Genomic DNA, 26,101 nt, shown 5'->3' on the forward strand with positions numbered 1-26,101 from the left:
ATTTAATCCGGATTGGCCATAATTTTAAAAAGTTCTGAGTTAGAAATGAAAAAACGGTTTTCTAAAGCAATTCTAGAGAGTTGTGCGCTAACCAAATTGTTCTCTCTGGTGTTGATTAAAAATAAAGAGCTTTCGCCAAATGAAAACAGTCGCTCTTCTGATTTTAGCATCGTTAAATTATCATTTACTAAACCTTTAATCAATTGTTGTTGTTTGATGAGCGATTCAATTTCTGTTTTTTGAGCATTAATTTTATTGGTCAATTGTACTTTTTCCAGATTTAAAGCAAATTGAGTTTCTTGAACCTTGAATTTGGCTAACTTAAGGCTTCCTCGCTCTTTTCTTAAAAACAGAGGAAAGTAAAAGTTAAGTCCAATTTTGTAATCTTCAAAGCGGTAATTATCGATATAACTTGGTTCCGATAAATAACTGTAACCCACGTCAATTTTGGGTAATAGCATATTGGCCTTCAATTTTTGCTCGACAGTAAGCATATCAATTTTACTCTCAAGGGCATTAATCTTGGGGTGATTGGTAATTGAGAAATCTTGATTAACCAAATCATTTGTGCGTAAACTTTCTTGAATAGTAAATTCTAGTTGTGCCTCTGGAATTAATTCTTCGGCAAGTTCAAGCGGAATATTGTTTTCTAACCATAAAAAGTTAGATAACTCTAGTTTTGCTTTGGCTAATTTCAATTGAGAGTCTTCTAAACTTAGAGCTCTGTTTTTTACAATAATACCAGCTTCTACGCTGTCAATTGCAGGTTTATCACCTTGAACAATTAAGGATTTAATTCCTTTAAATCGAATTTGGGCATTCTCGTTATACTCTTTATAAAGTGCAACCTCGTTGAAGTTTTTTTTCCAATTGAAATACGCCACTGATGCATCATAGAGTACTGCAATTGCCTGTAATTTGCGTTCGGCTTGGCTTAATTGCAATTGCATTTTGGCTTTGCGTACATCAGCCATTCGTTGGTTAATCAGTAATCCTTGACCCAAAGGTACAGTGATCCCTAAGGATGTCAGTCCTTGATTTGGCACCGTGTTTTCAGGATTGAGGTAAACACCTTCATTGTTGTCAAAACCCGCTTTAATTTCGATACCATACCAAGTCGGAATTTTGAAACTGCTGTTCAAAATAGAATAATACTCGGTGTCTTTGAATTGTTTTTTGCTAAAATCGACTTCAATTTTCGGGTCAAATCCACCTCTAGCCATCATCAAATTTGCCTGTGCTTTGCTAATTTCTAGGTTTGCATTTTTTACCAACGGATGGTATTTTTTTACATATCCTAAATATTCGTTGTAGGTAAATTCTTTTGATGGAATGTTTTGAGCAGAGGCAACAAAACCAAAAAATAAAAACGCAATAAGTAGTTGTTTCATTATTTCTTTTCTTTTGAAGTCGCAGTTGTAGGTGTGTAGTAATTAGGAGGGAAACCGTTAAGTGTTCTCCAGATTTCAAACCAAACAGGAACATTATTCAATAATGCAAGTGTTTGTGCACCTGCACCAATGCTTAGTTGTTTTGGCCATTTGTGATCATTTTCGTCAGGAGCAATCAAAACTCTGTATTTTCCGTTAGGACTAATGAAATTTTCGATAGCCACAATTTTTCCACCAAAGGTTCCATACGACATGTTTGGCCATCCCGAGAAAACAATAGTTGGCCATCCATCAAACCATACGCGTACTTTTTCGCCTTTGCTTATAAGTGGTAAATCTATGGGATTCACATACGTTTCTACAGCAATATCATATTTGGCAGGCATGATCGTCGCAATTGGCGTTCCCTCTTTTATGGTTTCTCCAATTCCTGATTGTAACGCCCTGTTCACGTAGCCGTTTTGCGACGCTTTGATATAGTACATTCCGTTACGAATGCTGTAGTTCGCATATTGATTTTGTAGCTTATTCACTTGTGCGTCGGTATCAAACTGATTGCTCAAGGCTGTAAATTTATCACTATTCGCTTTGGAAGCTTTTTCGGCGTATTCCGCTCCAATTCTGTTGATTTCAACCTTGGCGTTGATAAACTCGTTTTTACTCGTCAATAATTTGTTCTCCTGAGTAATAATTTTGGCTTCAACTTCTTGTAATTTAAGTCGTTTTTCTTCAATATCAGTTAAAGGTTTTAAGCCTTCTTTGTTCAGTTCAACTGTTCGATTGTACTGTGTAGTTGCAATTTTTAGTTGAGTACGAACTGCTACTAAATCAATACTATCGCTTTTTATTTTCAGCACAGCTTGTTTGATTTTATTACTGGCTTGCTGTAGTTTTAAAACTTTTTCGCGTTCAATTGCTTCTATTTGGCCTTCTAAAGTAGTTACTTTTGATCCGTATGAAAGTAAAGATTGTTTCTTGGCATTCATTTGGTTCTCGGTGTTTTGTACCAAGTTCGGATCCATATATTCTTCTTTAATCTCTGAGATAAAAAGAATGGTATCGCCTTTTTTTACATAATCACCTTCTTGCACGTACCATTTTTCGAGTCGTCCAGAAATAACACTCTGAATAGATAACGGGCGTTGGTTTGGTTTAAGAGTGGTTACACTACCAGAACCTGAAATATTTTGTGTCCAAGGCAAAAACAAAGCAATGACTCCTATGATAGATACACCAGCAATAATTTTATTTAAGATTTTGTAATGAGGCCTATTAACTAAATTTTTTACTGTAGTAAAGCGCTCCAATGAAGGCAGCTTTGAAGTGTTTTCAGATATGTTTAGCATGTCTAAATATTTTTTGAATCAAGTTGTATGATGCCATTTTGCATGGTTATTCTTCGTGTGCATTTTGTTTTCCAATACGGATTTTTAGAGGAAACAATGATGGTCCATTTATGTGAATCGGCCGTAATGAAATCAATAATTTCATTAGCCACTTTTTCGTCCATTACATCCGTTGGGTCTTCGTAAAACAAAATTTTTGGCTTGTGAATGATGCTTCGTGCCAAAAGTACTTTTTGAGCATTAGATGAAGAAAGTTGCTTGCCCTCCGGAAAAATAGGAGTATCAAGACCTTTTGGTAAAGCTTTGATAAAACCCGATAATTGAACGCCATCAATTGCCCATTTTAAATCCTCAGTTTTGATACTCGGATCATTAAAGGTTATGTTTTCTAGCAAAGTCCCTTCAAAAGGAGTTTCGCCTGAAATGATAGTGCCAATTTGAGATCGGTATTGTTTTAAATTGATTTTCTTGAATGTATCGTCGTTGATATAAAAAGCGCCAGAAGTTGGTTGTAATAAACCTGAAAGGATTCGGATAAGTGTCGTTTTTCCTGATCCGTTAGCGCCATCAATGACTATTTTTTCACCTTGTTCGATTTTGATCGATAAAGATTGTAAAATTTCAATTGGAGAGTCAGGGAATTTAAAGCTTAAATTTTCAGTTTCTAATGCTATCCTGTTGTAGCAGGTATCGCTATCAAACCCAACTTCTTCCTCCAGATTTAAGTCAGTTACCTGCCCGATTTTTTCAACCGAAGTTAGTACATCATAAAAAGTTTCTAAACCTAAAATGATTTTTTCAACCGAATTAATAACCAAAAGGATAATGATTTCTGCAGCAACAAATTGACCGATATTCATTTGTTGTGATAAAACTAAGAAACCACCAATTGATAATAAACTGGCCGTGATTATTACTTTAAAAACGATCAATTGCGTAAATTGTCTTTGGATAACTTTAAAGTGTTTTTCGCGATAGTTTAAATAATCGGATACAATAGTGTTGTTTTTTTGAAGTCCGAAATTATAATTCAAATCGTTTTTAAAACTAAAACTGTTACGCGCCATTTCTTGCAACCAACCTGCAACTTTGTATTTGAATTTAGATTCTTTTAAACTGGTTTCAAGACCGGAATTGTAGGAGAATTTAAATATGAAGTACAAAAGCAAAAAGAGTAAAAGTCCAAAAACTATAAAATACGGATGGTAAAGTGAGAGTAAAATGATTCCAAAAGCGATTTGTAATAATGCTGCTGAGAAATCAATTAGTAATTTAGAGGTTCCTTTTTGAATAGTCAAAGTATCAAAAAATCGATTGGCTAATTCTGGCGGGTAGGTATTGTACAAAGCCTCAGTTTTTATTTTAGGAAGTCGAGCCCCAAATTCAAATGAGGAGCGAACAAATATTTTTTGCTGTAAATTCTCGGTGATTCGCAATTGCATTAAAGATAAAATACCAACAAGTGCTACTCCAAATACTACTAATATTATCAAGACAATCCAAGAGGCACTAACTCGACCTGATTGTATGAAATTGGTAATGGCCTGAATTCCTAATGGCAACGACAAGCTAATTAAACCTGCGAAGATGGCATAGAAAAATATTTGATAAACATCTTTTTTATCTAACGAAAGTAAGTTGTAAAATCTACGTAACGGTGTTTTTTTCATAGTTGTTTATATTGCAATTTTTCTACTAAATCAAGGTAAAAATCAGTTGGTGATACTGTTTCATTACAATTAGTAATTGTTTTTAAATGGTCTTTTAAAAAGTGTTGGTGTAAGGCGCCTTCTACAATTGATGAAGCTAAGCTTTTAGCAAACAAATAATTTGGATTGACAAGTGCTATCATCTCGATTAAGCGATTTATGATTCGTTTGTAAACCAAGAAAAAGCCTTCCTTGTTTTCCTCATCAACTTCTTTGGTTAATAAGGTTTTGGTAAACTCTGCAATTATAATCTTGTTCAAGATAGATTCGTTGATATGTGCAGTAGTCGAATCGTCTTCTATTTTTTCAGTAACTATTACAATTGCTTTTTTTAATTTTTCTAGTGGATCTAGAATGTTGTTGGTCGCGAAAACTAATTTGTATTCAATCCATCCCCAATACCATGAAGATAAGTACAGCATTAATTTATGCTTGCTTTCAAAATATCGGTAAATAGAACTTTCGTTTGAACCAATTGATTCACCTAATTTTTTAAAAGTAAAATTTTCAAAACCAATTTGATCAATCATCAAAATACTGTGTTCGATAATCTTTTTACCCAAGGCTGAAGTTTCAGGGTTTTTAACGTATAGTTTTTCGTTGACTGAGATAATTATATTTGTTAAAATGGAATCCATTAGAGGTATTTTTGCTGAATAAAAGGGATGTTCGTTTTTTTAAAAATTGATTTTAAAGCCAAAATTAGTATTTCTAGTATCTTGTAAATCAACTTTGATTTTGTTCCCTTTTAAATCAAGGTATTTCAAATGATCTAAAGTTTTAATCACTGGAATGCTTTGCAGTTGATTATTTCCTAGATATAAATTTTCAAGATTTTTGAAGTTTAAAATCTCATCGGGTAATGTAGTAAGTTTGTCTCCCTCTAGATGTAGTGATTTTAAATTAGGTAATTTGGCTAAAATGGAAAGTGTTTTGGGCACATCCATCTTTTTGTCATCGTTTAAAACTATTTCTTCTAAATTAGATAACTCCCAGAAATTAGCAGGTAAAACGCTGAAATCATTGCCACTCAAATCTATTTTTTTAAGAGATTTTAGCGTAATTATTCCTGTGGGAATTTCATTTAAATGGTCATTTTTTAACGTAAGGTATTCTAAATTGGTAAATTTTGACCAATCAATGGTATTGAATTTTAGTTTTTGATTACTTAAATTCAAATTGATAATTTGTTCCGGATGTTGCAGCGCCTCCTCAAGATTGGTGTATTCCTTGTTTGATTCGGTTTTGATTTGTGCAAAAATTGAGGAATTGTAAATACAAAGAAACGCGAGCAAAAGTACTTTTTTCATTTTTCAACTATTTACGGTTTTTACAAAGGTATCAAGAAGGTTAATAGTAACACTATCAATATGGTGTTTTTAACTTTAATTTAATAATCGAGTATGTAGCGTTGTAAAAATTTCAAGTGGCTGCTTGCGCAATTCATGGCTTGCAGCCCTTGAGATTTACTTTTTTGTGGCATCAATATTTATAATGGTGTTCAATATGAAACCATTGTTGTTTTGAAAAACATTGCGTTGCTCTATTTCTCGGCCTAATTGGACGGTTTGGTTCAAGTAGCCAGCCTCTAAACGAAGTTGATTGTTGAACTTGTATCCTAACAAAAGTCCTAACCTGTTTTGATCAAATATATTTTCATTTACATTCTTCCCAAAACCAATTAAGATTTCATTATACGCAGCAAGGTAAGGTGTATGGTCTGCAATACTGGTTCCTTTTAAGGGCACTTGTACGCGAAGCATATAGCGCAAGCGATGAAGTAACAAGAAATCGTCTTCACGTTCTAATGCAGCATTGGTGTAGCGGCCTACAAAACGTTGCTCTAGCATAAAGCGATGCGAAATATCGACTAGCGCAAGTTTATCTGTTAATGTAGCCATTTGAAAAATGCGATGCTCGGTAAAGTCCTTACCAAAACCATTTATAGGAAAATCTCCGTAAGGTTGTGTTTCGATCCAAGCGTAACCTAATCGAAGTTGTAATTTTGGATTTGCTTGATAATTGAGTCCAACACGTAATAATCCTTGTAATGGGGCCTGAATGTAGTTGTCACGACGCCACTGATATTCAGAGTGGATACTGTACTTGTCGCTTATTTTCACGGTTCCAAAATAGCCTAACCAGCCTATTTGGTTGCGATCAGTAATGCGGGTATTTTGCGAAAAAGTCCTGTTGCCTACTAGAGACAACAGGGCTAAAAAAAGAATGGCGTTTTTTTTCATTATTTTTTAAGTTGTGGTAAGTTATGTAAAGTTTCTGGCAAAAATTCTACTTTTCCGGTGTGAATATCATAAACAGCCCCTACTATTAATATTTCACCGCTTACGTATTTTTTGTGCAAGATAGGTTCTAAATCTCTTAAGTTATTTACCTGATCAATCACATTTTGTCTTACAGAATTGTTAACTGCGTTACCTGGTAAATGAGCACATTTTGCTACTGCTGGTTTGATTTCATTGATTAAGGTTACAATATGTCCTGGAACATTTTCTGGACGCTCTACAGCTGCTGCAACTGCGCCACATTCTGTGTGCCCCAGCACAACAATCAGTTTTGTTTTTAATTTTAAAGTAGCAAATTCCATGCTCCCGTATGATGCCGCCGCCGATACTTGTCCTGCAGTACGAATGATGAACAAATCTCCAAGACCTTGATCAAAAATCATTTCGTTTGGTACTCGTGAATCAGAGCAAGCTACTATTGTTGCAAAAGGTTCTTGACCGTTTTCAAGTTTTTTAATGGTCTCCATGTTTTGCCTTGGTTTGATGCTCTTGCCTTCAACAAAACGTTTGTTGCCGCCTATTAATTTTTTGAGTGCAATTCGAGGATCAGCATACGCTGAATCTCTATTGACTACATAATGTTCTTTTCTCCATTGCACAGAATCAATGGCTACTTTTTTGTTTTTGATTTTTTTTAATTGCTTATCCTGAGCATAGCTTGATACAGATAAGGACAAACACGTGAGCAATAAAAGCATTGTTTTCATACTATTAAAATATTAGTTATACATTTTTATTTGATACAAATGTAATTAAAAATAATAGTATTACCATCGATAATAATTATTTAACTTTTATTTGTGTATTGATTAATCTCAATTATTATAGTGAGGAATAAAAAAAGGAGCTGTTCAAAATTACTTTTGACAACTCCTAGATTTTTATTTATTGTTTGGTCTATCGTGGCTCACCGTTTTTACCGGGAGCGCCATTTTTTCCATTCTCGGTTCCTATTGCATCTGATCCATTCTCGCCAGGGCTACCGTCTTTGCCTGTTTTAAGTGAGATGCAACTAGCCAAAGTGATACTTAACAGCGCAATGATGTACTTTTTCATAGTAGAGAGTTACAAGTCATTACCGCAGGTTTTTCAATACCCATCAATTCAAGTATTGTTGGGGCTATATCACCTAAAACTCCGTCGTGAACATTTCTTATTTCTTTGTCAACCAATAAAAACGGAACTGGATTGGTAGTGTGTGCCGTATTTGGGCTACCGTCAGGGTTAATCATTGTTTCGCAATTTCCATGATCAGCAATTACAAGTGTAGTGTAGTTGTGCTCCAGGGCTGTGGTAATGACTTTTTCTACACATTTGTCAACTGCTTCACAGGCCTGAATTGCTGCGCTCATGATGCCGGTATGTCCTACCATATCACCATTAGCAAAGTTTAAGCATACAAAATCTACCTCTTCTTTTTCTAACTCAGGAATCAATGCTTCAGTTAAATCATAAGCACTCATCTCGGGTTGTAAATCGTAGGTAGCTACTTTTGGAGAGTTTTTTAAAATTCGGCTTTCACCAATGAATGGCTGCTCTCTACCACCCGAAAAAAAGAAAGTTACGTGTGGATATTTCTCTGTTTCTGCAATTCGAATTTGTTTTTTGTTGGCTTTTTCGAGCACTTCACCTAGTGTTTCGGTGATATTATCTTTGTTGTAAACTACTTTAACGTTGGTATAGGTTTCGTCATAATTTGTTAACGTAACATAATACAAGTTTAGTTTGTGCATGTTTTGTTCGTGACAATCCATTTGGCATAAAACCTCTGTAAGTTCGCGCCCTCTATCAGTTCTGAAATTAAAAAACACTACCACATCATCCTCTTCAATTAATGCAAGCGGTTGATGACATTCGTTAACCATTACAATCGGATTGATGAATTCATCGGTAATATTTTCATCATAACTGGCTGCTATCGAAGCTGCTGCATCAATGGATGGGGTTCCAACACCATTAACCATTAAATCGTAAGCAAGTTTTACGCGTTCCCAACGTCTGTCTCGGTCCATTGCGTAATAACGGCCAATTACAGAGGCAATTTTTACGTTGGTAGGAGCAATATAGTCTTGAAGATCTTGAATGTATTTCTTTCCTGATTTAGGATCAACATCGCGTCCGTCAGTAAAAGCGTGTACGTATACATTTTCAAGTCCGTATTCTTGTGTGGCATCAATCAATCCGCGCAAATGCGAGGTGTGTGAGTGTACTCCTCCATCTGATACGAGACCTAAAAAATGTACTTTTTTGTTATTTATTTTAGCATAAGTGAAGGCATCAATAAGTACTTGCTCTTTGGCAAGTGTACCGTGTGCTACGGCTAAATTAATTTTTGCTAAATCTTGGTAAACAATACGTCCTGCGCCAAGATTCATGTGGCCTACTTCGCTATTACCCATTTGTCCTTCTGGAAGGCCAACATTTAAGCCATCGGTGCGCAATTGTGCACTAGGATAGTTCACATACAAACGATTTATAAACGGTACGTGGGCGTTGTCAATTGCAGATACTTTCGGGTCGGGTGATTTTCCCCAACCGTCCAAAATCATTAGAATTACTTTCTTATTCATCTGTTTTAGTTTTAAACAAAGGTAAAGTATTTCTAAAAATCTTGAGGAACATGAAAACCACAATTGCGTAATAGCTTAAATAGCTTTACAAAAAATGATAATTCTTTTATTTGCAGTTGTAATTTTTAAAATTAATGCAGTTATAAGTGTTTTGATACCTGATTTGCATCTATAAAATAGCGTATGCTAATAGAGAAAACATGATTCAAGGCATCATTATTTAATAAAGAAGTTACGTTATTTGCGAATTCCTTATTGATGCTTCGATCAAATTTACCAGCGTTATTGCGGTATAAAACTGATACTTGACTGCCAGGAGCAAACCACCAATTGTATGATAAGTCAGCATTCCAAGAGTAAAAACTTGAATTCTTGTTCGCGCTGTACGTATTGTTTGAGTTCAAGCGGCCATCATTACCCAAAGTAAGCGCATTTTTGTTTTCGGCATACGACCAATAATGACGTAATGCGATGTTAAAAGTCATTTGACTGTTTAGCGAATATTTACCTGATAAGGTGTTGGCATAAGTTACCACATTGCGGTTAGCAAAAACTATTGTGTTGGGAGTTGCCGCATTTTGGTCATCATTTACACTATCAATAAAACCTTTGTTGTTGTTTTGTCGTGAGAAATTAAAATTGTAATTCAATGATAATTTGTCATTGAAACGGTATCTCGGTCCCACAGAGAAGCCATATGATTTACGACCTGCTTCATCAAAAATAGAGAATGATGGATTAAAATCAAGAGCAAAAGGATTGTTGTAATTGGTTGAAATATAAATAAAACCGCCAATTCTAGTTGGGCGAATTACAAAGCGATCGGCGGCACGAGGTTCGTAATAATCATAAGTCTCTACTGGGTTAGCATCTACTCCAAACCCAATGTAATGATTCTTCTTGGTGTTCGAATTCACCTGATAATTGATGTTACTAGATTGAATTTTTCCTGTTTCTTTTTGAAATTGATGGTAGGTATTAATTCTAGTATTAAAACTATTGAAGTATTTGGTTGATTTTAAAATACGGTAACTGGTATTCCCATAAATGCTGTAATAGTTGGTTTCAAAATTGATACCCAAATCATTATTATCAAAATCTTTGGTCATCACATCAGCACCAATTCCGTAGCGGAATTTCCCGCTTGTTTCCGCAAAATTAAGTTGCGAGTTGATTCCTGTTTTTGTTGTGCCTTCATTGACATAACTGTATTTAAAATCACCTGATAAATTATAGGTGTTTTTTTTAGTATTCAAATCCCACACTAGCGCCGTTACGTTTCCGTCTCTAAAATTTCCGTTGCGCGTTACATTGGTATTCACGAATGAAACTGAGGAATTTTTGCGAAAGCGCTGGTCAAGTACTAAGACACTATAATTTGCTAACGGTTCTAATAATTCTCTGCGTGTTTCTCCAGTTACGGTGTTAGCAATTGTCGCTGATGTTTTTTGAGTAACGGCATTTAAAATTCCTACTCCCAGGCCATTTTTTGTTCTACCCGATACCTTGAAGGCGTTTATTAAACTTACGTTAGCAGGATTTTCAATAAGAACTTCATTGGTTCCTACTGATGGTGAATTTGTCGGATTACCACCAATTCTACGAGAATACACCAAGTTTCCTTTGCTAAATAAATCAGTTCCCTCTGTAAAAAAGGGTCTGTTTTCATTGAATTGCTGTTCAAAAGGACCTAAATTTAGGATTTGATCATCAAATTTTGTTTGTCCAAAATCAGGAATCAAAATCATATCTAAGGTAAAAGCGTCATTGATACCGTACTTTACATCTAGACCACCTTTGAGTGTGCCTACTGTTTTTTGTCGAGAATTTGCATCAACATAAAAAGAGGAGTAAGGCAATAAAAAGAGTCGAGTTGGTGGTTTTATATTTTCAATTCCTTCTAAAATTCCGGTTTGTTGTGTAAAAGTACCTAATTTAGAGTCGATAAAATTCCAAGTGTATTTAAATCGGTCTCTTCGTACTTCTCTGAAAAAATTAAGTCCCCAAGTTTGTTTTTTCTCAGCTGAAAATCGCAATGCAGCATAAGGAATTCGCATTTCTACGTTCCAACCTTTATCTGTAATAACAGCTTTACTTCGCCACACAGCATCCCAAGAATAGTCCTCGCCATTGGTATCGGTTGTAATACAATCGGCTTGACCATCAGCAGCATTTACAAAAAATTGAAAATCTTGCTGCCCATCATTAAATCCATTGATAAATACTCCAAATACATCCGAAGTACCAAAATCATCGCGTTGTGTAATTTCACGAAGAATTTTTTCAGGATTTTCGTCATTCATTACAGCCGCGATATAAATAGCATCATTGTCATATAGAACGCGCACTTCAGTTTTCTTGTTCTCAGGAATGGGTTTGCCGTTATCTGGTTCAAAGGTGATAAAATCGCCCGCTATTGGTGCAGTTTGCCAAATTGCTTCGTTGACTTTTCCGTCTATCTCAATTTTATCTGTAATGAATTTAGTTTCTAATTTTTTTCTTTGACCAAAGCTGTAAATGGTGCTTAAAAAAAGTGTCAACAAGATTAGTTTTTTCATGAAACGATTGATTGGTTGATTTGATGATGATTGTAAAACCAAAATAGCTTCAAGAGAAATCTCTTTTAAGTGCATTACAGTTTGCATTAATAGACTAATTTGTATGTGAAATGTTACAGTTGTGGATTGAAAAATATTATTTTAACACATTCGCATCAATAAAATAGCGTATACTAATCGATAACACACTAGTTAGGTCGCTGTTAAAGACGTTTTTTAAATTCGTGTTTAAATTTTTCTCTACTATACTAGCACGTTGCAAGCCGTAATTGCGATATAAAAGTGAAATTTCACTGCCGGGCGCAAACCACCATGAGTAGGATAAATCAAAGTTCCAAGAGTTAAAATTACGGTCTTTGTTTAAATTGTAACTATTGTTAGAAGTTAAAAATCCATTAGGCTGCAGGGTGAAAAATTCTCGATTTTTGGAGTATGACCAATAGTAGCGTGCAGTTAGGTTTAGGGTCATCTTATTATTGATGGAGTATTTTCCAGTAAGGTCGTTTTGCAGGATTTCGCGGTTTCGTTCGGTAAAAATAACTTCATCATTTTCTCCAACATCAACCCATCCGCGATCTTGATTTAATTTTGAGTAATCGATAGCAAATGCTAAAGATAGTTTGTCATTAAAACGGTACTTTGGAGCAGCGTAAAATTCGTAAGTATTGCGCCCACGTTCGTCAAATTTTACATAGCTTACAGTCATATCCACCAAAAAAGTATTGTTTCTATTTAACTCAAAACCAAAATAAGTGGCTAAATTTCGTGGTCTGTAAACGTAACTGCCGTCAGAGCGTGGTTCATAGAAATCATATACTGTTAAGGGACTCGCCGTTACTCCAAGTTCAAAATAGTTGTTGTTTAAGGTAGTTCCTTTGATAACAGTTTTATACCAAGCTTCTTGCATTTTACCGGTAGTGTTTTGCAATTCTAAATTCAGTTCTTGCTCCACTTTTAAAGTGTTAAACACTTTGGTAGGGTTTAAAATGCGATAGCTACCATTAACAGAAGCAGCATGATAATTGGTATAAAAAATAATACCTAAATCGTTGATATCGTAGTTCTCAGATAAATATTTTCCTGAAAATAAATAACGATAGCGACCACTAGTTTTTTCAAAATTGATGCTTGTTTTGTAGCCACTGAAATTTTGTGTATCGTTTACATGGCTGAACTTAAAATCGCCGTACAAATTATATGTGTTTTCTTTAGTGCTTAAATCATAAAGTAAAGCAGATGCATTGGCATCTCTAAAACCGCCATTTCTAGTAGTGTTAGCATTTACAAAAGTAACCGATGAATTTTGATTGAATCGTTGGTCCAGCACTAACATATTATAATTAACCAAGGGTTCAATCACGGCTTTGCGTGTACTTCCAGTGGCTTCGTCTAGAATTGTTGCTTTTGTTACCTCGGTAATGGCATTCAAAAATCCAACTCCTAGTCCTTTTTCGGTACGGCCTGAAACTTTTACTGCATTTATTAAATTGACTGTACTTGGATAATCGACAATCTGTTCAGTGTCATTTAAATCGGGTTCACTAGTTGGAGATCCACCAATTCTACGGGAATAAAATAATCCACCTTTGTTAAATAAATCTGTTCCTTCAGTAAAAAAAGGTCTATTTTCTTCAAAACGTTGTTCGAAGGGTAATAAGTTTAAGATGGCATTATCAAATTTTGTTTGTCCAAAATCAGGTACAAGAATGGCGTCTAGCGTAAATGAATCATTGATTCCGTATTTAATGTCAAGTCCAGCTTTAAAAGTATTATCGTAGCCAATATCGCTTTTTTGTGCATAGGCTGATGCATACGGAATAAGAAATAATCGAGTAGGGGTCTTGATATTTGAAATCCCTTCTAAAATTCCGGCTTGCGGAATTACAGCCCCAATTTTGGTGTCAATACGATTCCAAGTATATTTTTGAACGTCTCTTTTTATTTCACGCATGAAGTTTAAGCCCCAAACTTGCTGATCTGATTTTGAAAAACGCAAAGCAGCATATGGGATTTTCATTTCTACAGACCATCCAAAATCAGTCAATAAAACTTCGCTGTCCCAAATAGCATCCCAAGTAAAGTCTTCAAAATCTTCAGTTGCTAAGCAGTCCATTTGTACTCCTGCAGCACTAACAAAAAAACGAAAATCTTGCTGCCCGTCGTTAAACCCGTTGATATAGACCGCAAAATGATCCGATACTCCAAAAACATCTCGGTTGGTTAATTCCTTTTGAATTTTACTCGGTTCATTATCATAAAGCAGTGCCGAAATGTAAATAGCGTCATTGTCATAAACGATTTTTACCTCTGTTTTTTTATCCGCACTAATGGGTTTTCCATTATCGGGTTCAAACATGATAAAGTCCGAAGCTGCTGCAGTTGAAGCCCAGATAGCTTCGTTTGTTTTGCCGTCAATAATGATGCTTTCGGTGGTTTTTTTAGCTTGAAGTATTTTTTTTTGACTGTAATTATTTACAGAAAATAATAGCAGAAAAAGTGCTATTACGTATTGTGGTTTTGGCATGAAATGGTTAGTTAGTTGCATACAAAAGTAATAAAATTAACATAGAAATTGCTGTTTTTGTCAATCTCTCCTGCTAATTTGTTTAAATTACAAAAGCACTTGTCAGAATAAAATTGTGTTAAAAATTATTCATTTCTCTAGAAATACCTTAGGTTTGCAAACCCAAATTTATTTACAACCTAAAGATAATCAATGATTTATAATACACTTCCTACGCTTTTTATTGCCTTTTGCTCACTATTTTTACTTTCTAAAAATGTTGCTGCCATTCCATCAGAAACCAAACATTCATTTGTTGCTAGTAACGACGTCAAGAACCTTGACGAAGTAGAGGCTATCTATCAAGATTTACAGCTTAAAAACAAACAAATCCCAACTTTAGAAAGTTTTCAGCAAGCAGTAGAAGCTTACACCAATCTAAAGAACAAAGGACTCGTGCAAAAAGAACTGCTTACTATTATTGATTTTAGTTTGTCAGCAAATACCAAGCGACTGTGGGTAATTGATATGGCCACTAACGAAGTTAAATTTCATTCTTTGGTATCGCATGGACGCAATACTGGCGAAGAGTTTGCTACTTCATTTTCGAACGCTGCAGAATCTTTTAAAAGTAGTCTTGGTCTTTATCTAACTGCTGAGGTTTATTCTGGCAAACATGGTTTATCTCTTAAATTAGATGGTCTCGAAAAAGGAGTAAATGATCACGCAAGGGCAAGAGGTATCGTTATGCATGCCGCCGATTATGTTTCGGAATCTTTTATAAAAAACAATCAAAGGTTGGGCAGAAGCCAAGGTTGTCCTGCTGTACCAAGTAATATTTCTAAAGAAATTATTAATCTTATTAAAAATAAATCTTGCTTTTTTATCTATCATCCTTCGCGTGCAGTTGCTTTGGGAGGAACATTTGTTTCATAATTTATAGTTGAAAAATCCAATTATCTAAAAAAAGAATCAAATTTTGGTTTAATACTGAAGGTTAGAAAGTTTGATTTTCGGTTTTGATTATTAATTTTTAATTTTTTTTTCGTCAAAATTATTGATGATAAGATTTTCACTGTAAATAAATTAGGTGCGAAAATGTACTTTGTTGAGGTCTAAAAGCGGAGTGAATTTTAGTTTTTTTCAGAAAAAAACTTGCAGGAAAGCAAAGTTATTAAGTATATTTGCACCGTTGTAATGCGAAAGTAGCTCAGTTGGTAGAGCTCCAGCCTTCCAAGCTGGTTGTCGCGAGTTCGAGCCTCGTCTTTCGCTCTAGGTTTCAAATCTAGCTTTGAAACAAAAAATAAGTATTACAATGCGAAAGTAGCTCAGTTGGTAGAGCTCCAGCCTTCCAAGCTGGTTGTCGCGAGTTCGAGCCTCGTCTTTCGCTCAAAGCCTCAAACATTTGTTTGGGGCTTTTTTTATGCAATGTATTCACCTCTTATTTGTAGATTCAATTTAAACCATAAAAAAAATCCAAAGCAAACTACTTTGGATTTTTTTAATTTCCTTATTTCAAAGCGCTCAAATCAGAACCAGATGGTAACTCCTCTGCTAATTGATTTTTCAAGAAGAGTCTTGCTGTTAAGGGGCCTTTTAGTGTTACTTTGTCTGATTTCACCTCAATCCAACTTCCTTCGCGCAGGCCCAAAACTGGAGCCGAGTTGTACGCGTGAAATTCTTTAATACGGGTTTCTCGTGTTTCGCCCATGTGAGTAGATCTTGGATCAGGATCCAAATAGTGTGGGTTGATATTAAACGGTATGATTCCTAATGTTTGAAAACTTGGTGGATAAGCAATTGGCATATCATTAGTCGTTTGCATACTCAAGCCACAAATATTACTTCCCGCACTACATCCCAAATAAGGAGTTCCTTTTTTTACTACATCAGCGAGAACGGTCATGATTTTGTTTTTGTATAATTGGGATACAAGCACAAAAGTATTGCCACCGCCGGTAAAAATCCCTTCAGCATTGCAAATAGCACTTTCAGGATTGTCATATTCATGAATGCCAACGACTTTTTTATTGATCTTGGCAAATGCACTTTTTACTTTATCGGTATATTCTTCATGGCTCATTCCGCCTGGCCTTGCAAATGGAATAAAAAGAATAGTATTACATTGACTGAATAGCAATTCTAATTCAGGAAGTAAATATTGTAAATAATCTTCATTAGCTAATGTCGAGGTACTCGCTATGATGGCGTTTTTCATAGATTAATATAATTTTTTTGATAAAGGTATTAAAGTCTGTTTTTGTATTCCTTTTTAATTAACATTTTTTTACCACGGCATTAGTATTAAATTTGGAGTTGAGTATGATACTTTTACGTGCTTAGGGATTAAGGTATGCTACAAACAATAAGGATATACTGTTTATTTTTGGTTCTTTTTGGTTTTAATTTGTTTGCGCAAAATGCAAATAGATCAATTGTAAAAGGTCGAGTTGAGGTTGTTCGTGCAGATGCGGCAGGGATTTATGTCGCTAATAAGTCTACAAATGATGTTGTGCAGACAGATTCAGAGGGTAATTTCGAAATAAAAGCTACCGTTGGTGATGCCCTTTGTTTCACTGCTCCTCAGTATAAAGAATTTTGCTTGGTGCTCACTGCAATTATTTTACAAAAAGAGGTGTTGTCAGTTTTTTTGAAACGAATTGTCAATGAACTCGATGAGGTAGTTGTTTCAGAGAAAGTAAGTGCTACCAGTTTGGGGATTATCCCGAAAGGACAAAAAGTATACACACCTGCAGAACGAAAATTATATACTGCTACACATTTAAATGCTTCGGCAAATGCGGGTACTATGGCGGGAGGATCTATTTCGGCTGATCCACTTTTGAATTGGATTTCTGGAAGAACGAAAATGTTAAAAAAAGAACTGCAAATAGAGAAAAAGGACCGATACATGCAGCAATTTGAAGCTTTATTTTTGTCTGATTATTTAATTAGTAAACTTAAAATTCCTGCAGATTATGTAAAAGGTTTTGAGTACTTTGCCATCGAAGATCCTCAATTTGTGGCCTCTTTACAATCTAAAAATAAATCAATGAGTCAATTTTTAATTAATGATTTGGCCATAAAATATAAAAAAATAATAAGTGAATAAATACAGAGTCCTATTGTTGCTATTTTTTTTGCTGTTGATGCAAGGCATTAGTGCGCAAGTCAATGTAAGTCGTCAGTTAAAAGGTCGGGTTGTTGCGGACTCGGTAAGTGTTGACAGAATCAATATCAACAACATAACAAGCAAAGTTTTGGTGCTTTCTCAAAGTGACGGTACTTTTGAAATTGAGGTTAAAAACGGTGATGTACTAGTCTTTTCTGCTGTTAATTTGGAAACCGTGCGAAGAACAATTTCAGCGATAGATCAAGTCTCGGGAAATGAAATGCAAATTCGAATGTATTCTAAAAGTATCATTTTAAAAGAAGTGGTTATTGCCGAATCGTCTATTACGGCTGAAAGTTTAGGCATTATTCCATACGGTCAAAAAAAATATACCGCAGCAGAACGAAAGTTGTATACTGCAACTTCTGGCGGCGGAATAGATGGCTTATTAAATACTATTTCTGGAAGGAAGGCCATGCTGAAAAAAGAGATTTTGGTCGAAAAAAAAGAAAGCAATTTATATCGATTAGAAGCTTTATTTGACGAAACCTATTTTACTGAAACCTTAAAAGTACCTCAAGATTATGTAAAAGGATTTTTATATTATTGTGTTGAAGATAATGCTCTTGCAGCGGCATTGAAGGCCAAAAACAAAACATTGGTTATGTTTCTAATAGTGCCATTGGCTGAAAAGTACAACCAACTTCGAATGAGTGAAAACTAGTATCTACCTCCTTTTGTTTGGATTTAGCACTGCGGTAATGCTGGCGCAAGATCAAAAACTAACTTCGATTCGAGGTTTAGTTGTATGTCAAGAGCAATCCATCGCCGACGCTACAATTAGAAATTCGACAACGGGGCAAGAAGTTAAAAGCACCACTATGGGAAGTTTTTCTATTTTAGCAAAAACAGGAGATGAACTACTTGTTTCGGCGTTCAATTATGAGACTGTTCGAAAAATAATAACAGCACAAGATTTACTTTCAAGCGTTATAAAATTTGAACTTCCACAAAAAATCACGGTATTACCCGAAGTCATTGTAAAGGATCAATCGATTACGGCACGCTCGATTCGAGCTCAGATCACAGAACCCAAACGCTTCACGCCAGCCGAGCGAAAACTTCAAACAGCTGGAGATTTTAAACCAATTATGTTGTTGGGATTACTTGGTGGTTCAATGCCGCTCGATCCTTTGATTAATAAAATTAATGGGCGAACGAAAAGATTAAAAGTATTGGTTGCCTTAGAGAAAAAGGAGCAAGTAGTAAAGCTTTTGTCGGAATGGTTTGAGCCTAATTTCTACACCGATCAACTACAAATTCCATCGGAGTTTTGTTCTGGTTTTAAATTTTTCGTTGCTGAAGAACCTTCTTTTGTAGTTTTAATGGATACTCGGGATACAAATAAAATTGCTTTTGAGCTGGCTATATTGGCTGTAAAATACAAAGGTTTTTTGGATTCACGTGAATAGAGATAACCTTTATTGATTTGATAATGAATTGTATTAAATTACTTTTAATCGTATATTCCTAAAGTCATTTGCTGTTTTTTTTGCATTCTATTAAAAAAATCATAATTTTTTTCGAAACGATATGAAACCTTTTGCGTTTTTTGGCGTCTAACAAGTTCTAGTTCGTAAATGCTATTGGCTTAAAAGGAATTATTGTTTAAAAAATGAAAAAATCTGTTGTAGTTATTTTACTGGCATTGTTAAGTTTAACGGTGTCTTCATTTGCATATCACAAATTTTATGTAGGTCTTTTTCAGGTAAATTTTGTGCCTGAAAAGAAAATGCTACAAGTAACTGCTCGGTTGTTTGTTGATGATTTAAATTTGGCATTGGGGAAAAAATACAACAAAAAAGTGTACTTGGGAGACCAAAAAGAAACCACAGAAGATGTCGTTTTATTGAAAAAGTATTTGAACGAAAAATTCAATATCAAAATAAACAATCAAAGTAAACCGTTTTTCTTTGTTACTAAAGAATTAGAAGGCGATGTTTTGGTTTGTTACCTTCGGGTAAATGAAGTAAAAAAAATATCGGAGCTCGAAGTATTTAACAGTTTGCTTACGGAGAGTAGTTCAGAGCAACAAAATATCATGCATTTTAATATAAAAGGAACTAAAAATACGTTACTGTTTACCAATAGTTCTGTTCGAGGAATGTTAAAGTACTAAATTAACAGGCTTGTAATCACTAAAATTCTTAATTTCACACCAGATAATAACCAGATTTCTACCTATGAAAACATTGTCCTTTTTACTATTTTTTCCTGCGATGCTTTTCGCACAGGAAAAACCGGCTACAGTCGCGCCAAGACAACCAGGCAAATACGACACCAATAAGTTTAGCCAAATGTACGATTTGATGGCTACGCCAAACATGTTTCGTACTGCTTCTGGAGCGCCAGGTCCAGCTTACTACCAACAGCAGGCAGACTACAAAATCAACATTGAGCTTGATGACAAAAAATCAAGATTAACTGGTTCTGAAACCATCACTTATACTAACAATTCACCAGATACTTTAGAGTATTTATGGGTACAATTAGACCAAAACCAACAAAATAAAAACTCACAAACTCCTTTGGCAGAAAGTCAGAGAATGGATCAAGTTTTGCCTGCATCAAATTTTGCAAGCAAGTTTTTCAAAGATCCATTAGAGCGTGGTTTTAATATTGAGCAAGTAAAAGATGCAAAGGGCAATCCTTTATCATACGTGATCAATCAAACCATGATGCGTATCAATTTAGCTACTCCTTTAAAACCGGGTGAGAAATTCTCATTTGGAATTAATTGGTGGTACAACATTAACAATTATAGAGCAGAAGGTGGTCGTTCTGGCTACGAATTATTCGAAAAAGAAGGCAATAAATTATATGTAATTGCTCAATTTTATCCAAGAATGGCAGTGTATAATGATGTTGAAGGTTGGCAAAACATGCAATTCTGGGGAACAGGTGAGTTTACTTTACCTTTCGGAAACTTTGACGTAAACATTACTGTTCCTGCTGATCACGTGATGGAAGCAACTGGAGAGTTAATGAACCGTAGCGAAGTATTTACCCCAGAGCAGGTTAAAAGATACGAATTGGCAACAAAATCATATGATAAGCCAGTAGTTATTGTAACTCAAGCAGAAGCTGAGGCGGCTGAAAAAGGTTTCTCAGACAAAAAGAAAACATGGAAATTTAGCGCAAAAAACGTAAGAGATTTTGGTATTGCTACGTCTAGAAAGTTTATTTACGATGCAATGGCTGTAAAACTTAATGAAAAAACAGTTATGGCAGTATCAGTTTATCCAAAAGAAGCAAACCCATTGTGGGGAGAAACTTCAACTAGAACTGTGGCGCACACTTTAAAAAGCTATTCAGCACACACTTTTGATTATCCTTACCCAAAAGCAGTTTCAGTATCTGCCGAAGATCAAGGAATGGAATACCCAATGATTTGTTGGAACTATGGTCGTCCTGACGAAAAAGGAGTAACTAGCGATCGTATCAAAAACGGAATGATTGGTGTAGTAATTCACGAGGTAGGTCACAACTTTTTCCCGATGATCGTTAATTCTGATGAGCGTCAATGGTCATGGATGGATGAAGGATTGAACACGTTTATGCAATATATGGCTGAGCAAGAAATGAATGTTAATTTCCCTTCAAGCCGTGGACCTGCTAGTAAAATAGTTCCTTACATGAGCGGTGATCAAAAATTCTTGGAGCCAATCATGTCTAACTCTGAAACGATTGTTCAATTTGGATCTAATGCTTACGGAAAGCCAGCAACAGGTTTAAACATTTTGAGAGAAACAATCATGGGAAGAGAATTGTTTGACCATGCATTCAAAGTTTATGCGAACAGATGGAAATTCAAACACCCAACTCCAGAAGATTTCTTCAGAACAATGGAAGATGCTTCAGCAGTTGATTTAGATTGGTTTTTTAGAGGTTGGTTTTATTCTACAGACTATGTGGATATCGGCGTAAAAGAGGTGAAGCAATATTTTGTTTCTGAAACTGCAACTAAAGAATTAAAAGATGCGGTAGTACGCAGAGGTCGTTTCGGACAAGAAAAAGGACCTTTCGTTTACTTAGTTCCTGGAACAAGCGAGGAATTACCTGCGAAAGATAAAAAAGCATTGGCTATTTCAGATGTGAATTTACTATCTGATTACGTAAACAAAAACTTTTCAGCAGAAGAAAAAGCGGCGATTAAAGCACCTAAATTCTTCTACGAAGTAGAGTTCAACAAACCAGGCGGAATGTTAATGCCTATTATTGTGGAGTTAACTTATGAAGATGATACTAAAGAAACATTCAAGTATCCAGCTCAAATTTGGAGAAAAAATAATGATACTGCCAAAAAAGTTTACGCTACTGCAAAGGCAATCAAAAAAATTCAAGTAGATCCAAAATTAGAAACTGCTGATATTGATGTAACCAATAATACTTGGCCAAAAGAAGAAGTAAAATCTAAATTTGACTAAACTTAAAAACAAAAAAAGACTCTGTAAAGAGTCTTTTTTTTATGAAATAATTAAAAGTCAAAGTAGCAAAAAGTAATATCTTTGTCTTTGAAATAAAACAACACTATTATGTTCGGTATAGGAGGAGGCGAATTAGTTTTTATCATGTTTATTGTGCTCATGCTTTTCGGATCAGATAAAATTCCTGAAATCGCTCGTACTTTGGGTAAGACTATGGCACAGCTAAAAAACGCAACAAACGATATTAAGAATGAAATTCAAAAAGGAGCAGAAGCTAATGGTTTTGACTCTAAATCATTAACTGATTTCACAGGAAATATTACTAGCGAAATCAATAAAGCAAAAGAAAATTTGCTAGGTGATACAACTCAATTTACAAGTATTACAGAGGGTTTTAATAACGAAATCAATACTGTGAAAGACAATTTAATTGTAGATACAACGAAGCCTGTTGATGCTGCTAAAGAAGTTATTGAGGAAATTGAAGGTCCTATCAAACGCCAAATGTAATGCTTGACAAACTACGTGCAATTGATATTGATTTATTCGTTTTTCTTAACGGTTTAGGTTCAGAGTCTTTCGATCCGTTTTGGTTGTTGGTAACTAAACAAATCAACTGGATTCCTCTTTTTTTGTTATTGCTATACCTTATTTACTCTAAGATAGGTGTTAAACAAACCATTTATTTACTTGTTTTTGTAGCGTTGTTAGTGACGTTTACGGATCAAGTTACGAATTTATTTAAAAATGGTTTTCAACGCTTGAGACCATGCAACAATACTGATATTAATTCTTTCATTCGAGTAGTGCAGCAACGTGGCTCATATAGCTTTTTTTCAGGCCATGCTTCTAATTCTATGGCAGTTGCAACTTTTATATTTTGTATTTTTCGATCTCAATTTAAATATTTTAGTTTCATTTTTTTATGGCCATTGGTTTTTGCTTACAGCCGAATATATCTTGGATTACATTATCCCCTAGATATTCTTACAGGCTATTTATTTGGAGTTTTAAGTGGTTATTTAGTATTCAAAACCTATTCTCATTTTCAAAAAAAGTATTTTCCGCTAGGACGATAATGTTGAAAACAGTTGAATTAAATTTTTAGTATAAAATTCAAAATCCGAAATCATCTTACTCATTGTAGTAACATGATTTCGGATTTTTTATGCAGAAAAGTGATTCCTGCTATTTACAAAACACGGCTGACCGTCAAACCATCTCGAATGGGTAATAAAACAGTTTCTACGCGTGGGTCTGTAGCTAAAAGTTGGTTGTATTCTAATAATACTTTTGTGCTCACATCTTTTGGGTTCAAGGGTTCTAAAACTTTACCACTCCAAAGTACATTATCAGATAAAATAATGCCGCCTGGATTCATTTTTGGCAGAATCAATTCAAAATATTCGAGGTAATTTTCTTTATCTGCATCAATAAAAACCAAGTCAAATTTAAGTTCGAGCGTGGGTATAATGTGTATTGCTTCGCCTAAATGTTGCACAATTTGTGCTCCCCAAGGCGATTTGTCAAAGTGCTTTCGCTGAAAATCGATTAACTCTTCTTTGATGTCAATCGTATGCAATTGCCCTCCTTTTTGCATGCCTTCGCAAAGGCATAATGCAGAATAGCCAGTATAGGTTCCTATTTCTAGGATGTTTAATGGTCTAATTAGCTTAGATAACATGCTCAAAACACGACCTTGAAAATGACCGCTTAGCATTCGCGGCAGCAGAATTTTTTGGTAAGTTTCTTTATTCAAAGCCGCTAATAATGCAGGTTCTTTTTCAGAATGTTGTTCGATGTAATCCTCTAATTCAGGCGAAATAAAATGCATGATTCAATTTTTTTGCTATGGAATGCAAAGGTACCAAATTATAAAATCAACAAGTGTGCATTTCTTTAAATTGATGGAATAAATCAACAAATAGTCATTAAATTTGCAGCATGGAAATCGATAAAAAAGACATACGATCTTTAACAAAAGAGCAACTTCGTGATTTTTTTGTGGCCAATGGCGAAAAAGCTTTTCGAGGCAATCAAGTGTATGAATGGTTGTGGAGCAAAGGAGCCCATAGTTTTGAAGATATGACTAATGTTTCAAAAGGAACACGCAGCATGCTCGAACAGCACTTTGTTATTAATCATATTATGGTTGATACGATGCAACGGTCAGAAGACGGAACGGTTAAAAACGCTGTTCGTTTGCATGATGGTTTGGTTGTGGAGTCGGTTTTAATTCCTACCGCTACCAGAACAACTGCGTGCGTTTCTAGTCAAGTTGGGTGCAGTTTAGATTGTAATTTTTGTGCTACGGCACGACTAAAAAGAATGCGCAACCTAGAACCTGCCGAAATTTATGATCAGGTTATTGCCATCGATAAAGAAAGTCGTTTGTACTACAATCATCCACTTTCAAATATCGTTTTCATGGGAATGGGCGAACCGCTTATGAATTACAACAATGTTTTGAAGGCGATTGAAATGATTACTTCTACAGAAGGTCTCGGAATGTCTCCAAAACGTATTATGGTTTCTACATCAGGCGTTCCTAAAATGATAAAAAAGCTAGCCGATGACGATGTTAAATTCAAATTGGCTGTCTCTTTACACTCTGCAATTGATGAGGTTCGAGCACGTATTATGCCCTTTAGCGCTAGTTTTCCTTTGGCCGATTTGCGTGAATCTTTAGAGTATTGGTACCGTAAAACTAAAAGTAAGGTTTCGTATGAATATGTGGTTTGGAAAGGAATTAATGACAACAAACAAGCTGTCGATGCATTGGTTAAGTTTTGTAAATACGTGCCTTGCAAAGTGAACTTGATTGAATACAACCCAATTGATGATGGCGAATTTCAACAAGCCTCCGAGGAGTCGATCAATGCCTATATTAAAGCACTAGAAGCTAGCGGAATTGTAGTTAAAGTACGTCGTAGCCGCGGTAAAGATATTGATGCGGCCTGCGGTCAATTGGCAAACAAAGAAGCTTAAGAAATTACTGCTTAATAATAATCCAAAAGAAGATGCTTTGTTGCCTGATTTCTTGCTAATATCGTATCTTTGGAACTCATGAATATCACTTCGCAAATAAAACAGCCCATTTTTGATGAAATGGAACTTTTTGAAAAAAAGTTCTATGAATCGATGTCTTCACAAGTGGCGCTTTTAAACCGCATTACGTATTACATTGTCAATCGCAAAGGGAAGCAAATGCGACCTATGTTTGTTTTTTTGACTGCGAAAATGTTAGCGTCAGGCCAAGTTAACGAACGTACCTATCGTGGAGCTTGCGTAATTGAGCTTATTCACACAGCTACTTTAGTTCATGACGATGTGGTTGATGATAGTAACAGACGCCGAGGTTTTTTCTCCATAAATGCACTTTGGAAAAATAAAATTGCCGTTTTAGTAGGCGATTATTTGCTTTCTAAAGGTTTGTTGCTCTCTATTGATTACGGCGATTTTGATTTGTTGCGCATAATTTCAGTTGCCGTTCGCGAAATGAGTGAAGGCGAATTGTTGCAAATAGAAAAAGCCCGCCGACTTGACATTACCGAAGAGGTTTACTACGAAATTATACGTAAAAAAACGGCAACACTAATTGCTGCTTGTTGCGCGCTTGGTGCACAATCAGTGATTGAAGATGCCGTGCAAGTAGAAAACATGCGCAAATTTGGCGAACTCATTGGTATGGCATTTCAAATTAAAGACGATTTGTTTGACTACACAGATGAAGCCATCGGAAAACCAACAGGAATTGATATCAAAGAGCAAAAAATGACCTTGCCATTGATACATGTTTTGAATACTTGCACTTCAAAAGAAAAAAGTTGGTTGATCAATTCCATCAAAAATCACAATAAAGATAAAAAACGCGTCAAAGAGGTTATCGCTTTTGTAAAAAATAATCAAGGTTTGGCTTACGCCGAAAATAAAATGATGCAATTTCAAGCTGAGGCATTGAGTTTACTGGCTAATTATCCAGATTCCGACTTCAAAGCAGCCTTGGTTTTGATGGTGAATTATGTAATAGAACGTAAAAAATAGTCCCTTTTTTTGCTTTCAGAATTCCTTTTTTAAATTTTTTTTGAAAAAAATTAACCTCCCATGCAACCATTTTACAAC

The 26,101-nt window shown here is 35.2% G+C and carries 23 protein-coding genes and 2 tRNA genes; 12 read left to right on the forward strand and 13 right to left on the reverse strand.

Annotated elements, in window-relative coordinates:
• Positions 1-2 precede the first annotated feature (2 nt).
• The 11 genes from L1S34_RS02905 to L1S34_RS02955 all read right to left on the reverse strand — a co-directional run bounded on the left by L1S34_RS02905 (position 3) and on the right by L1S34_RS02955 (position 14,422).
• The gene (locus tag L1S34_RS02905) at positions 3-1,391 is read right to left on the reverse strand and encodes a TolC family protein (RefSeq protein WP_236362767.1); all 1,389 of its coding nucleotides are present in this window, start codon (positions 1,389-1,391) and stop codon (positions 3-5) included.
• Positions 1,391-2,737, reverse strand: a complete 1,347-nt coding sequence (locus tag L1S34_RS02910) for an HlyD family secretion protein (protein WP_236362768.1) — start codon at positions 2,735-2,737, stop codon at positions 1,391-1,393. Before L1S34_RS02910 ends, L1S34_RS02905 begins: the two co-directional genes overlap by 1 nt.
• 2 nt (positions 2,738-2,739) lie before the next feature.
• Positions 2,740-4,407 (reverse strand): peptidase domain-containing ABC transporter, encoded by a 1,668-nt coding sequence (locus L1S34_RS02915; RefSeq protein ID WP_236362769.1) that lies wholly within the window; start codon positions 4,405-4,407, stop codon positions 2,740-2,742.
• Positions 4,404-5,084, reverse strand: a complete 681-nt coding sequence (locus tag L1S34_RS02920; RefSeq protein ID WP_236362770.1) for a TetR/AcrR family transcriptional regulator — start codon at positions 5,082-5,084, stop codon at positions 4,404-4,406. Before L1S34_RS02920 ends, L1S34_RS02915 begins: the two co-directional genes overlap by 4 nt.
• 39 nt (positions 5,085-5,123) lie before the next feature.
• A complete protein-coding gene (locus L1S34_RS02925) occupies positions 5,124-5,756 on the reverse strand; it encodes a leucine-rich repeat domain-containing protein (RefSeq protein ID WP_236362771.1) in 633 nt (210 codons plus the stop codon).
• 156 nt (positions 5,757-5,912) lie between these two features.
• On the reverse strand, positions 5,913-6,689 hold the full coding sequence (locus L1S34_RS02930) for a DUF2490 domain-containing protein (RefSeq protein WP_236362772.1): 777 nt from the start codon (positions 6,687-6,689) through the stop codon (positions 5,913-5,915).
• Positions 6,689-7,456, reverse strand: coding sequence for a carbonic anhydrase (locus L1S34_RS02935; protein ID WP_236362773.1), 768 nt, complete (start codon positions 7,454-7,456; stop codon positions 6,689-6,691). The genes L1S34_RS02930 and L1S34_RS02935 overlap by 1 nt, the downstream gene beginning before the upstream one ends.
• 190 nt (positions 7,457-7,646) lie before the next feature.
• The gene (locus tag L1S34_RS02940; RefSeq protein WP_166133267.1) at positions 7,647-7,805 is read right to left on the reverse strand and encodes a hypothetical protein; all 159 of its coding nucleotides are present in this window, start codon (positions 7,803-7,805) and stop codon (positions 7,647-7,649) included.
• Positions 7,802-9,319, reverse strand: coding sequence for a 2,3-bisphosphoglycerate-independent phosphoglycerate mutase (gene gpmI, locus L1S34_RS02945; protein ID WP_236362774.1), 1,518 nt, complete (start codon positions 9,317-9,319; stop codon positions 7,802-7,804). Before gpmI ends, L1S34_RS02940 begins: the two co-directional genes overlap by 4 nt.
• Before the next feature lie 140 nt (positions 9,320-9,459).
• Entirely contained in the window at positions 9,460-11,877 is a 2,418-nt protein-coding gene (locus tag L1S34_RS02950; RefSeq protein WP_236363181.1) for a DUF5916 domain-containing protein, read from the reverse strand.
• Positions 11,878-12,013: 136 nt separating this feature from the next.
• Complete coding sequence (locus L1S34_RS02955) at positions 12,014-14,422, reverse strand: DUF5916 domain-containing protein (RefSeq protein WP_236362775.1); 2,409 nt, start codon at positions 14,420-14,422, stop codon at positions 12,014-12,016.
• A 171-nt stretch (positions 14,423-14,593) separates the two neighbouring features.
• On the opposite strand from L1S34_RS02955, the gene L1S34_RS02960 reads away from it, so the two are divergent.
• From L1S34_RS02960 to L1S34_RS02970, 3 genes are all read left to right on the forward strand, one after another.
• A complete protein-coding gene (locus L1S34_RS02960) occupies positions 14,594-15,316 on the forward strand; it encodes a murein L,D-transpeptidase catalytic domain family protein (protein WP_236362776.1) in 723 nt (240 codons plus the stop codon).
• A gap of 263 nt (positions 15,317-15,579) precedes the next feature.
• A tRNA-Gly gene (locus tag L1S34_RS02965) sits at positions 15,580-15,652 on the forward strand.
• Positions 15,653-15,697: 45 nt separating this feature from the next.
• A tRNA-Gly gene (locus L1S34_RS02970) sits at positions 15,698-15,770 on the forward strand.
• A 120-nt stretch (positions 15,771-15,890) separates the two neighbouring features.
• Here L1S34_RS02970 and pepE read toward each other — a convergent pair.
• On the reverse strand, positions 15,891-16,598 hold the full coding sequence (pepE, locus tag L1S34_RS02975) for a dipeptidase PepE (protein ID WP_236362777.1): 708 nt from the start codon (positions 16,596-16,598) through the stop codon (positions 15,891-15,893).
• A 135-nt stretch (positions 16,599-16,733) separates the two neighbouring features.
• On the opposite strand from pepE, the gene L1S34_RS02980 reads away from it, so the two are divergent.
• From L1S34_RS02980 to L1S34_RS03010, 7 genes are all read left to right on the forward strand, one after another.
• On the forward strand, positions 16,734-17,492 hold the full coding sequence (locus L1S34_RS02980) for a hypothetical protein (protein WP_236362778.1): 759 nt from the start codon (positions 16,734-16,736) through the stop codon (positions 17,490-17,492).
• Positions 17,485-18,216: a hypothetical protein gene (locus L1S34_RS02985; RefSeq protein WP_236362779.1), complete on the forward strand. Its 732-nt coding sequence runs from the start codon at positions 17,485-17,487 to the stop codon at positions 18,214-18,216. The genes L1S34_RS02980 and L1S34_RS02985 overlap by 8 nt, the downstream gene beginning before the upstream one ends.
• Positions 18,206-18,964 carry a hypothetical protein gene (locus L1S34_RS02990; protein ID WP_166133279.1) on the forward strand — a complete coding sequence of 253 codons (759 nt, stop codon included), beginning with the start codon at positions 18,206-18,208 and terminating at the stop codon, positions 18,962-18,964. The genes L1S34_RS02985 and L1S34_RS02990 overlap by 11 nt, the downstream gene beginning before the upstream one ends.
• 203 nt (positions 18,965-19,167) lie before the next feature.
• Complete coding sequence (locus tag L1S34_RS02995) at positions 19,168-19,671, forward strand: DUF6702 family protein (protein WP_236362780.1); 504 nt, start codon at positions 19,168-19,170, stop codon at positions 19,669-19,671.
• 64 nt (positions 19,672-19,735) lie between these two features.
• The gene (locus L1S34_RS03000; protein WP_236362781.1) at positions 19,736-21,979 is read left to right on the forward strand and encodes a M1 family metallopeptidase; all 2,244 of its coding nucleotides are present in this window, start codon (positions 19,736-19,738) and stop codon (positions 21,977-21,979) included.
• A 108-nt stretch (positions 21,980-22,087) separates the two neighbouring features.
• On the forward strand, positions 22,088-22,489 hold the full coding sequence (locus tag L1S34_RS03005; RefSeq protein ID WP_166133286.1) for a twin-arginine translocase TatA/TatE family subunit: 402 nt from the start codon (positions 22,088-22,090) through the stop codon (positions 22,487-22,489).
• Positions 22,489-23,058: a phosphatase PAP2 family protein gene (locus L1S34_RS03010; RefSeq protein ID WP_236362782.1), complete on the forward strand. Its 570-nt coding sequence runs from the start codon at positions 22,489-22,491 to the stop codon at positions 23,056-23,058. Before L1S34_RS03005 ends, L1S34_RS03010 begins: the two co-directional genes overlap by 1 nt.
• 113 nt (positions 23,059-23,171) lie before the next feature.
• On the opposite strand, the gene L1S34_RS03015 is transcribed toward L1S34_RS03010, so the two are convergent.
• Positions 23,172-23,813 carry an O-methyltransferase gene (locus L1S34_RS03015; RefSeq protein ID WP_236362783.1) on the reverse strand — a complete coding sequence of 214 codons (642 nt, stop codon included), beginning with the start codon at positions 23,811-23,813 and terminating at the stop codon, positions 23,172-23,174.
• Positions 23,814-23,923: 110 nt separating this feature from the next.
• Between L1S34_RS03015 and rlmN the strand changes: the two genes are divergently transcribed.
• Together rlmN and L1S34_RS03025 are read left to right on the forward strand one after the other, a co-directional pair.
• Entirely contained in the window at positions 23,924-24,967 is a 1,044-nt protein-coding gene (gene rlmN / locus L1S34_RS03020) for a 23S rRNA (adenine(2503)-C(2))-methyltransferase RlmN (protein WP_236362784.1), read from the forward strand.
• 78 nt (positions 24,968-25,045) lie between these two features.
• Positions 25,046-26,023 carry a polyprenyl synthetase family protein gene (locus L1S34_RS03025; protein WP_166133294.1) on the forward strand — a complete coding sequence of 326 codons (978 nt, stop codon included), beginning with the start codon at positions 25,046-25,048 and terminating at the stop codon, positions 26,021-26,023.
• The last annotated feature ends 78 nt before the right edge of the window (positions 26,024-26,101 follow it).

Origin of the sequence: Flavobacterium sp. K77 (genome assembly GCF_021608205.1) — a bacterium.
Classification (GTDB): Bacteria; Bacteroidota; Bacteroidia; order Flavobacteriales; family Flavobacteriaceae; genus Flavobacterium; species Flavobacterium turcicum.

Excerpts from the sequence above, each read along its gene's own strand:
- L1S34_RS03005 (WP_166133286.1), top strand. The coding sequence starts at position 22,088 with ATGTTCGGTATAGGAGGAGGCGAATTAGTTTTTATCATGTTTATTGTG.
- L1S34_RS02930 (WP_236362772.1), bottom strand. The coding sequence starts at position 6,689 with ATGAAAAAAAACGCCATTCTTTTTTTAGCCCTGTTGTCTCTAGTAGGC.
- L1S34_RS02905 (WP_236362767.1), bottom strand. The coding sequence starts at position 1,391 with ATGAAACAACTACTTATTGCGTTTTTATTTTTTGGTTTTGTTGCCTCT.
- L1S34_RS02995 (WP_236362780.1), top strand. The coding sequence starts at position 19,168 with ATGAAAAAATCTGTTGTAGTTATTTTACTGGCATTGTTAAGTTTAACG.
- L1S34_RS03015 (WP_236362783.1), bottom strand. The coding sequence starts at position 23,813 with ATGCATTTTATTTCGCCTGAATTAGAGGATTACATCGAACAACATTCT.
- L1S34_RS02915 (WP_236362769.1), bottom strand. The coding sequence starts at position 4,407 with ATGAAAAAAACACCGTTACGTAGATTTTACAACTTACTTTCGTTAGAT.
- L1S34_RS02910 (WP_236362768.1), bottom strand. The coding sequence starts at position 2,737 with ATGCTAAACATATCTGAAAACACTTCAAAGCTGCCTTCATTGGAGCGC.
- L1S34_RS02980 (WP_236362778.1), top strand. The coding sequence starts at position 16,734 with ATGCTACAAACAATAAGGATATACTGTTTATTTTTGGTTCTTTTTGGT.
- L1S34_RS02935 (WP_236362773.1), bottom strand. The coding sequence starts at position 7,456 with ATGAAAACAATGCTTTTATTGCTCACGTGTTTGTCCTTATCTGTATCA.
- L1S34_RS03010 (WP_236362782.1), top strand. The coding sequence starts at position 22,489 with ATGCTTGACAAACTACGTGCAATTGATATTGATTTATTCGTTTTTCTT.
- L1S34_RS02940 (WP_166133267.1), bottom strand. The coding sequence starts at position 7,805 with ATGAAAAAGTACATCATTGCGCTGTTAAGTATCACTTTGGCTAGTTGC.
- L1S34_RS02950 (WP_236363181.1), bottom strand. The coding sequence starts at position 11,877 with ATGAAAAAACTAATCTTGTTGACACTTTTTTTAAGCACCATTTACAGC.
- gpmI (WP_236362774.1), bottom strand. The coding sequence starts at position 9,319 with ATGAATAAGAAAGTAATTCTAATGATTTTGGACGGTTGGGGAAAATCA.
- rlmN (WP_236362784.1), top strand. The coding sequence starts at position 23,924 with ATGGAAATCGATAAAAAAGACATACGATCTTTAACAAAAGAGCAACTT.
- L1S34_RS02960 (WP_236362776.1), top strand. The coding sequence starts at position 14,594 with ATGATTTATAATACACTTCCTACGCTTTTTATTGCCTTTTGCTCACTA.
- pepE (WP_236362777.1), bottom strand. The coding sequence starts at position 16,598 with ATGAAAAACGCCATCATAGCGAGTACCTCGACATTAGCTAATGAAGAT.
- L1S34_RS02925 (WP_236362771.1), bottom strand. The coding sequence starts at position 5,756 with ATGAAAAAAGTACTTTTGCTCGCGTTTCTTTGTATTTACAATTCCTCA.
- L1S34_RS02955 (WP_236362775.1), bottom strand. The coding sequence starts at position 14,422 with ATGCAACTAACTAACCATTTCATGCCAAAACCACAATACGTAATAGCA.
- L1S34_RS03000 (WP_236362781.1), top strand. The coding sequence starts at position 19,736 with ATGAAAACATTGTCCTTTTTACTATTTTTTCCTGCGATGCTTTTCGCA.
- L1S34_RS02920 (WP_236362770.1), bottom strand. The coding sequence starts at position 5,084 with ATGGATTCCATTTTAACAAATATAATTATCTCAGTCAACGAAAAACTA.
- L1S34_RS03025 (WP_166133294.1), top strand. The coding sequence starts at position 25,046 with ATGAATATCACTTCGCAAATAAAACAGCCCATTTTTGATGAAATGGAA.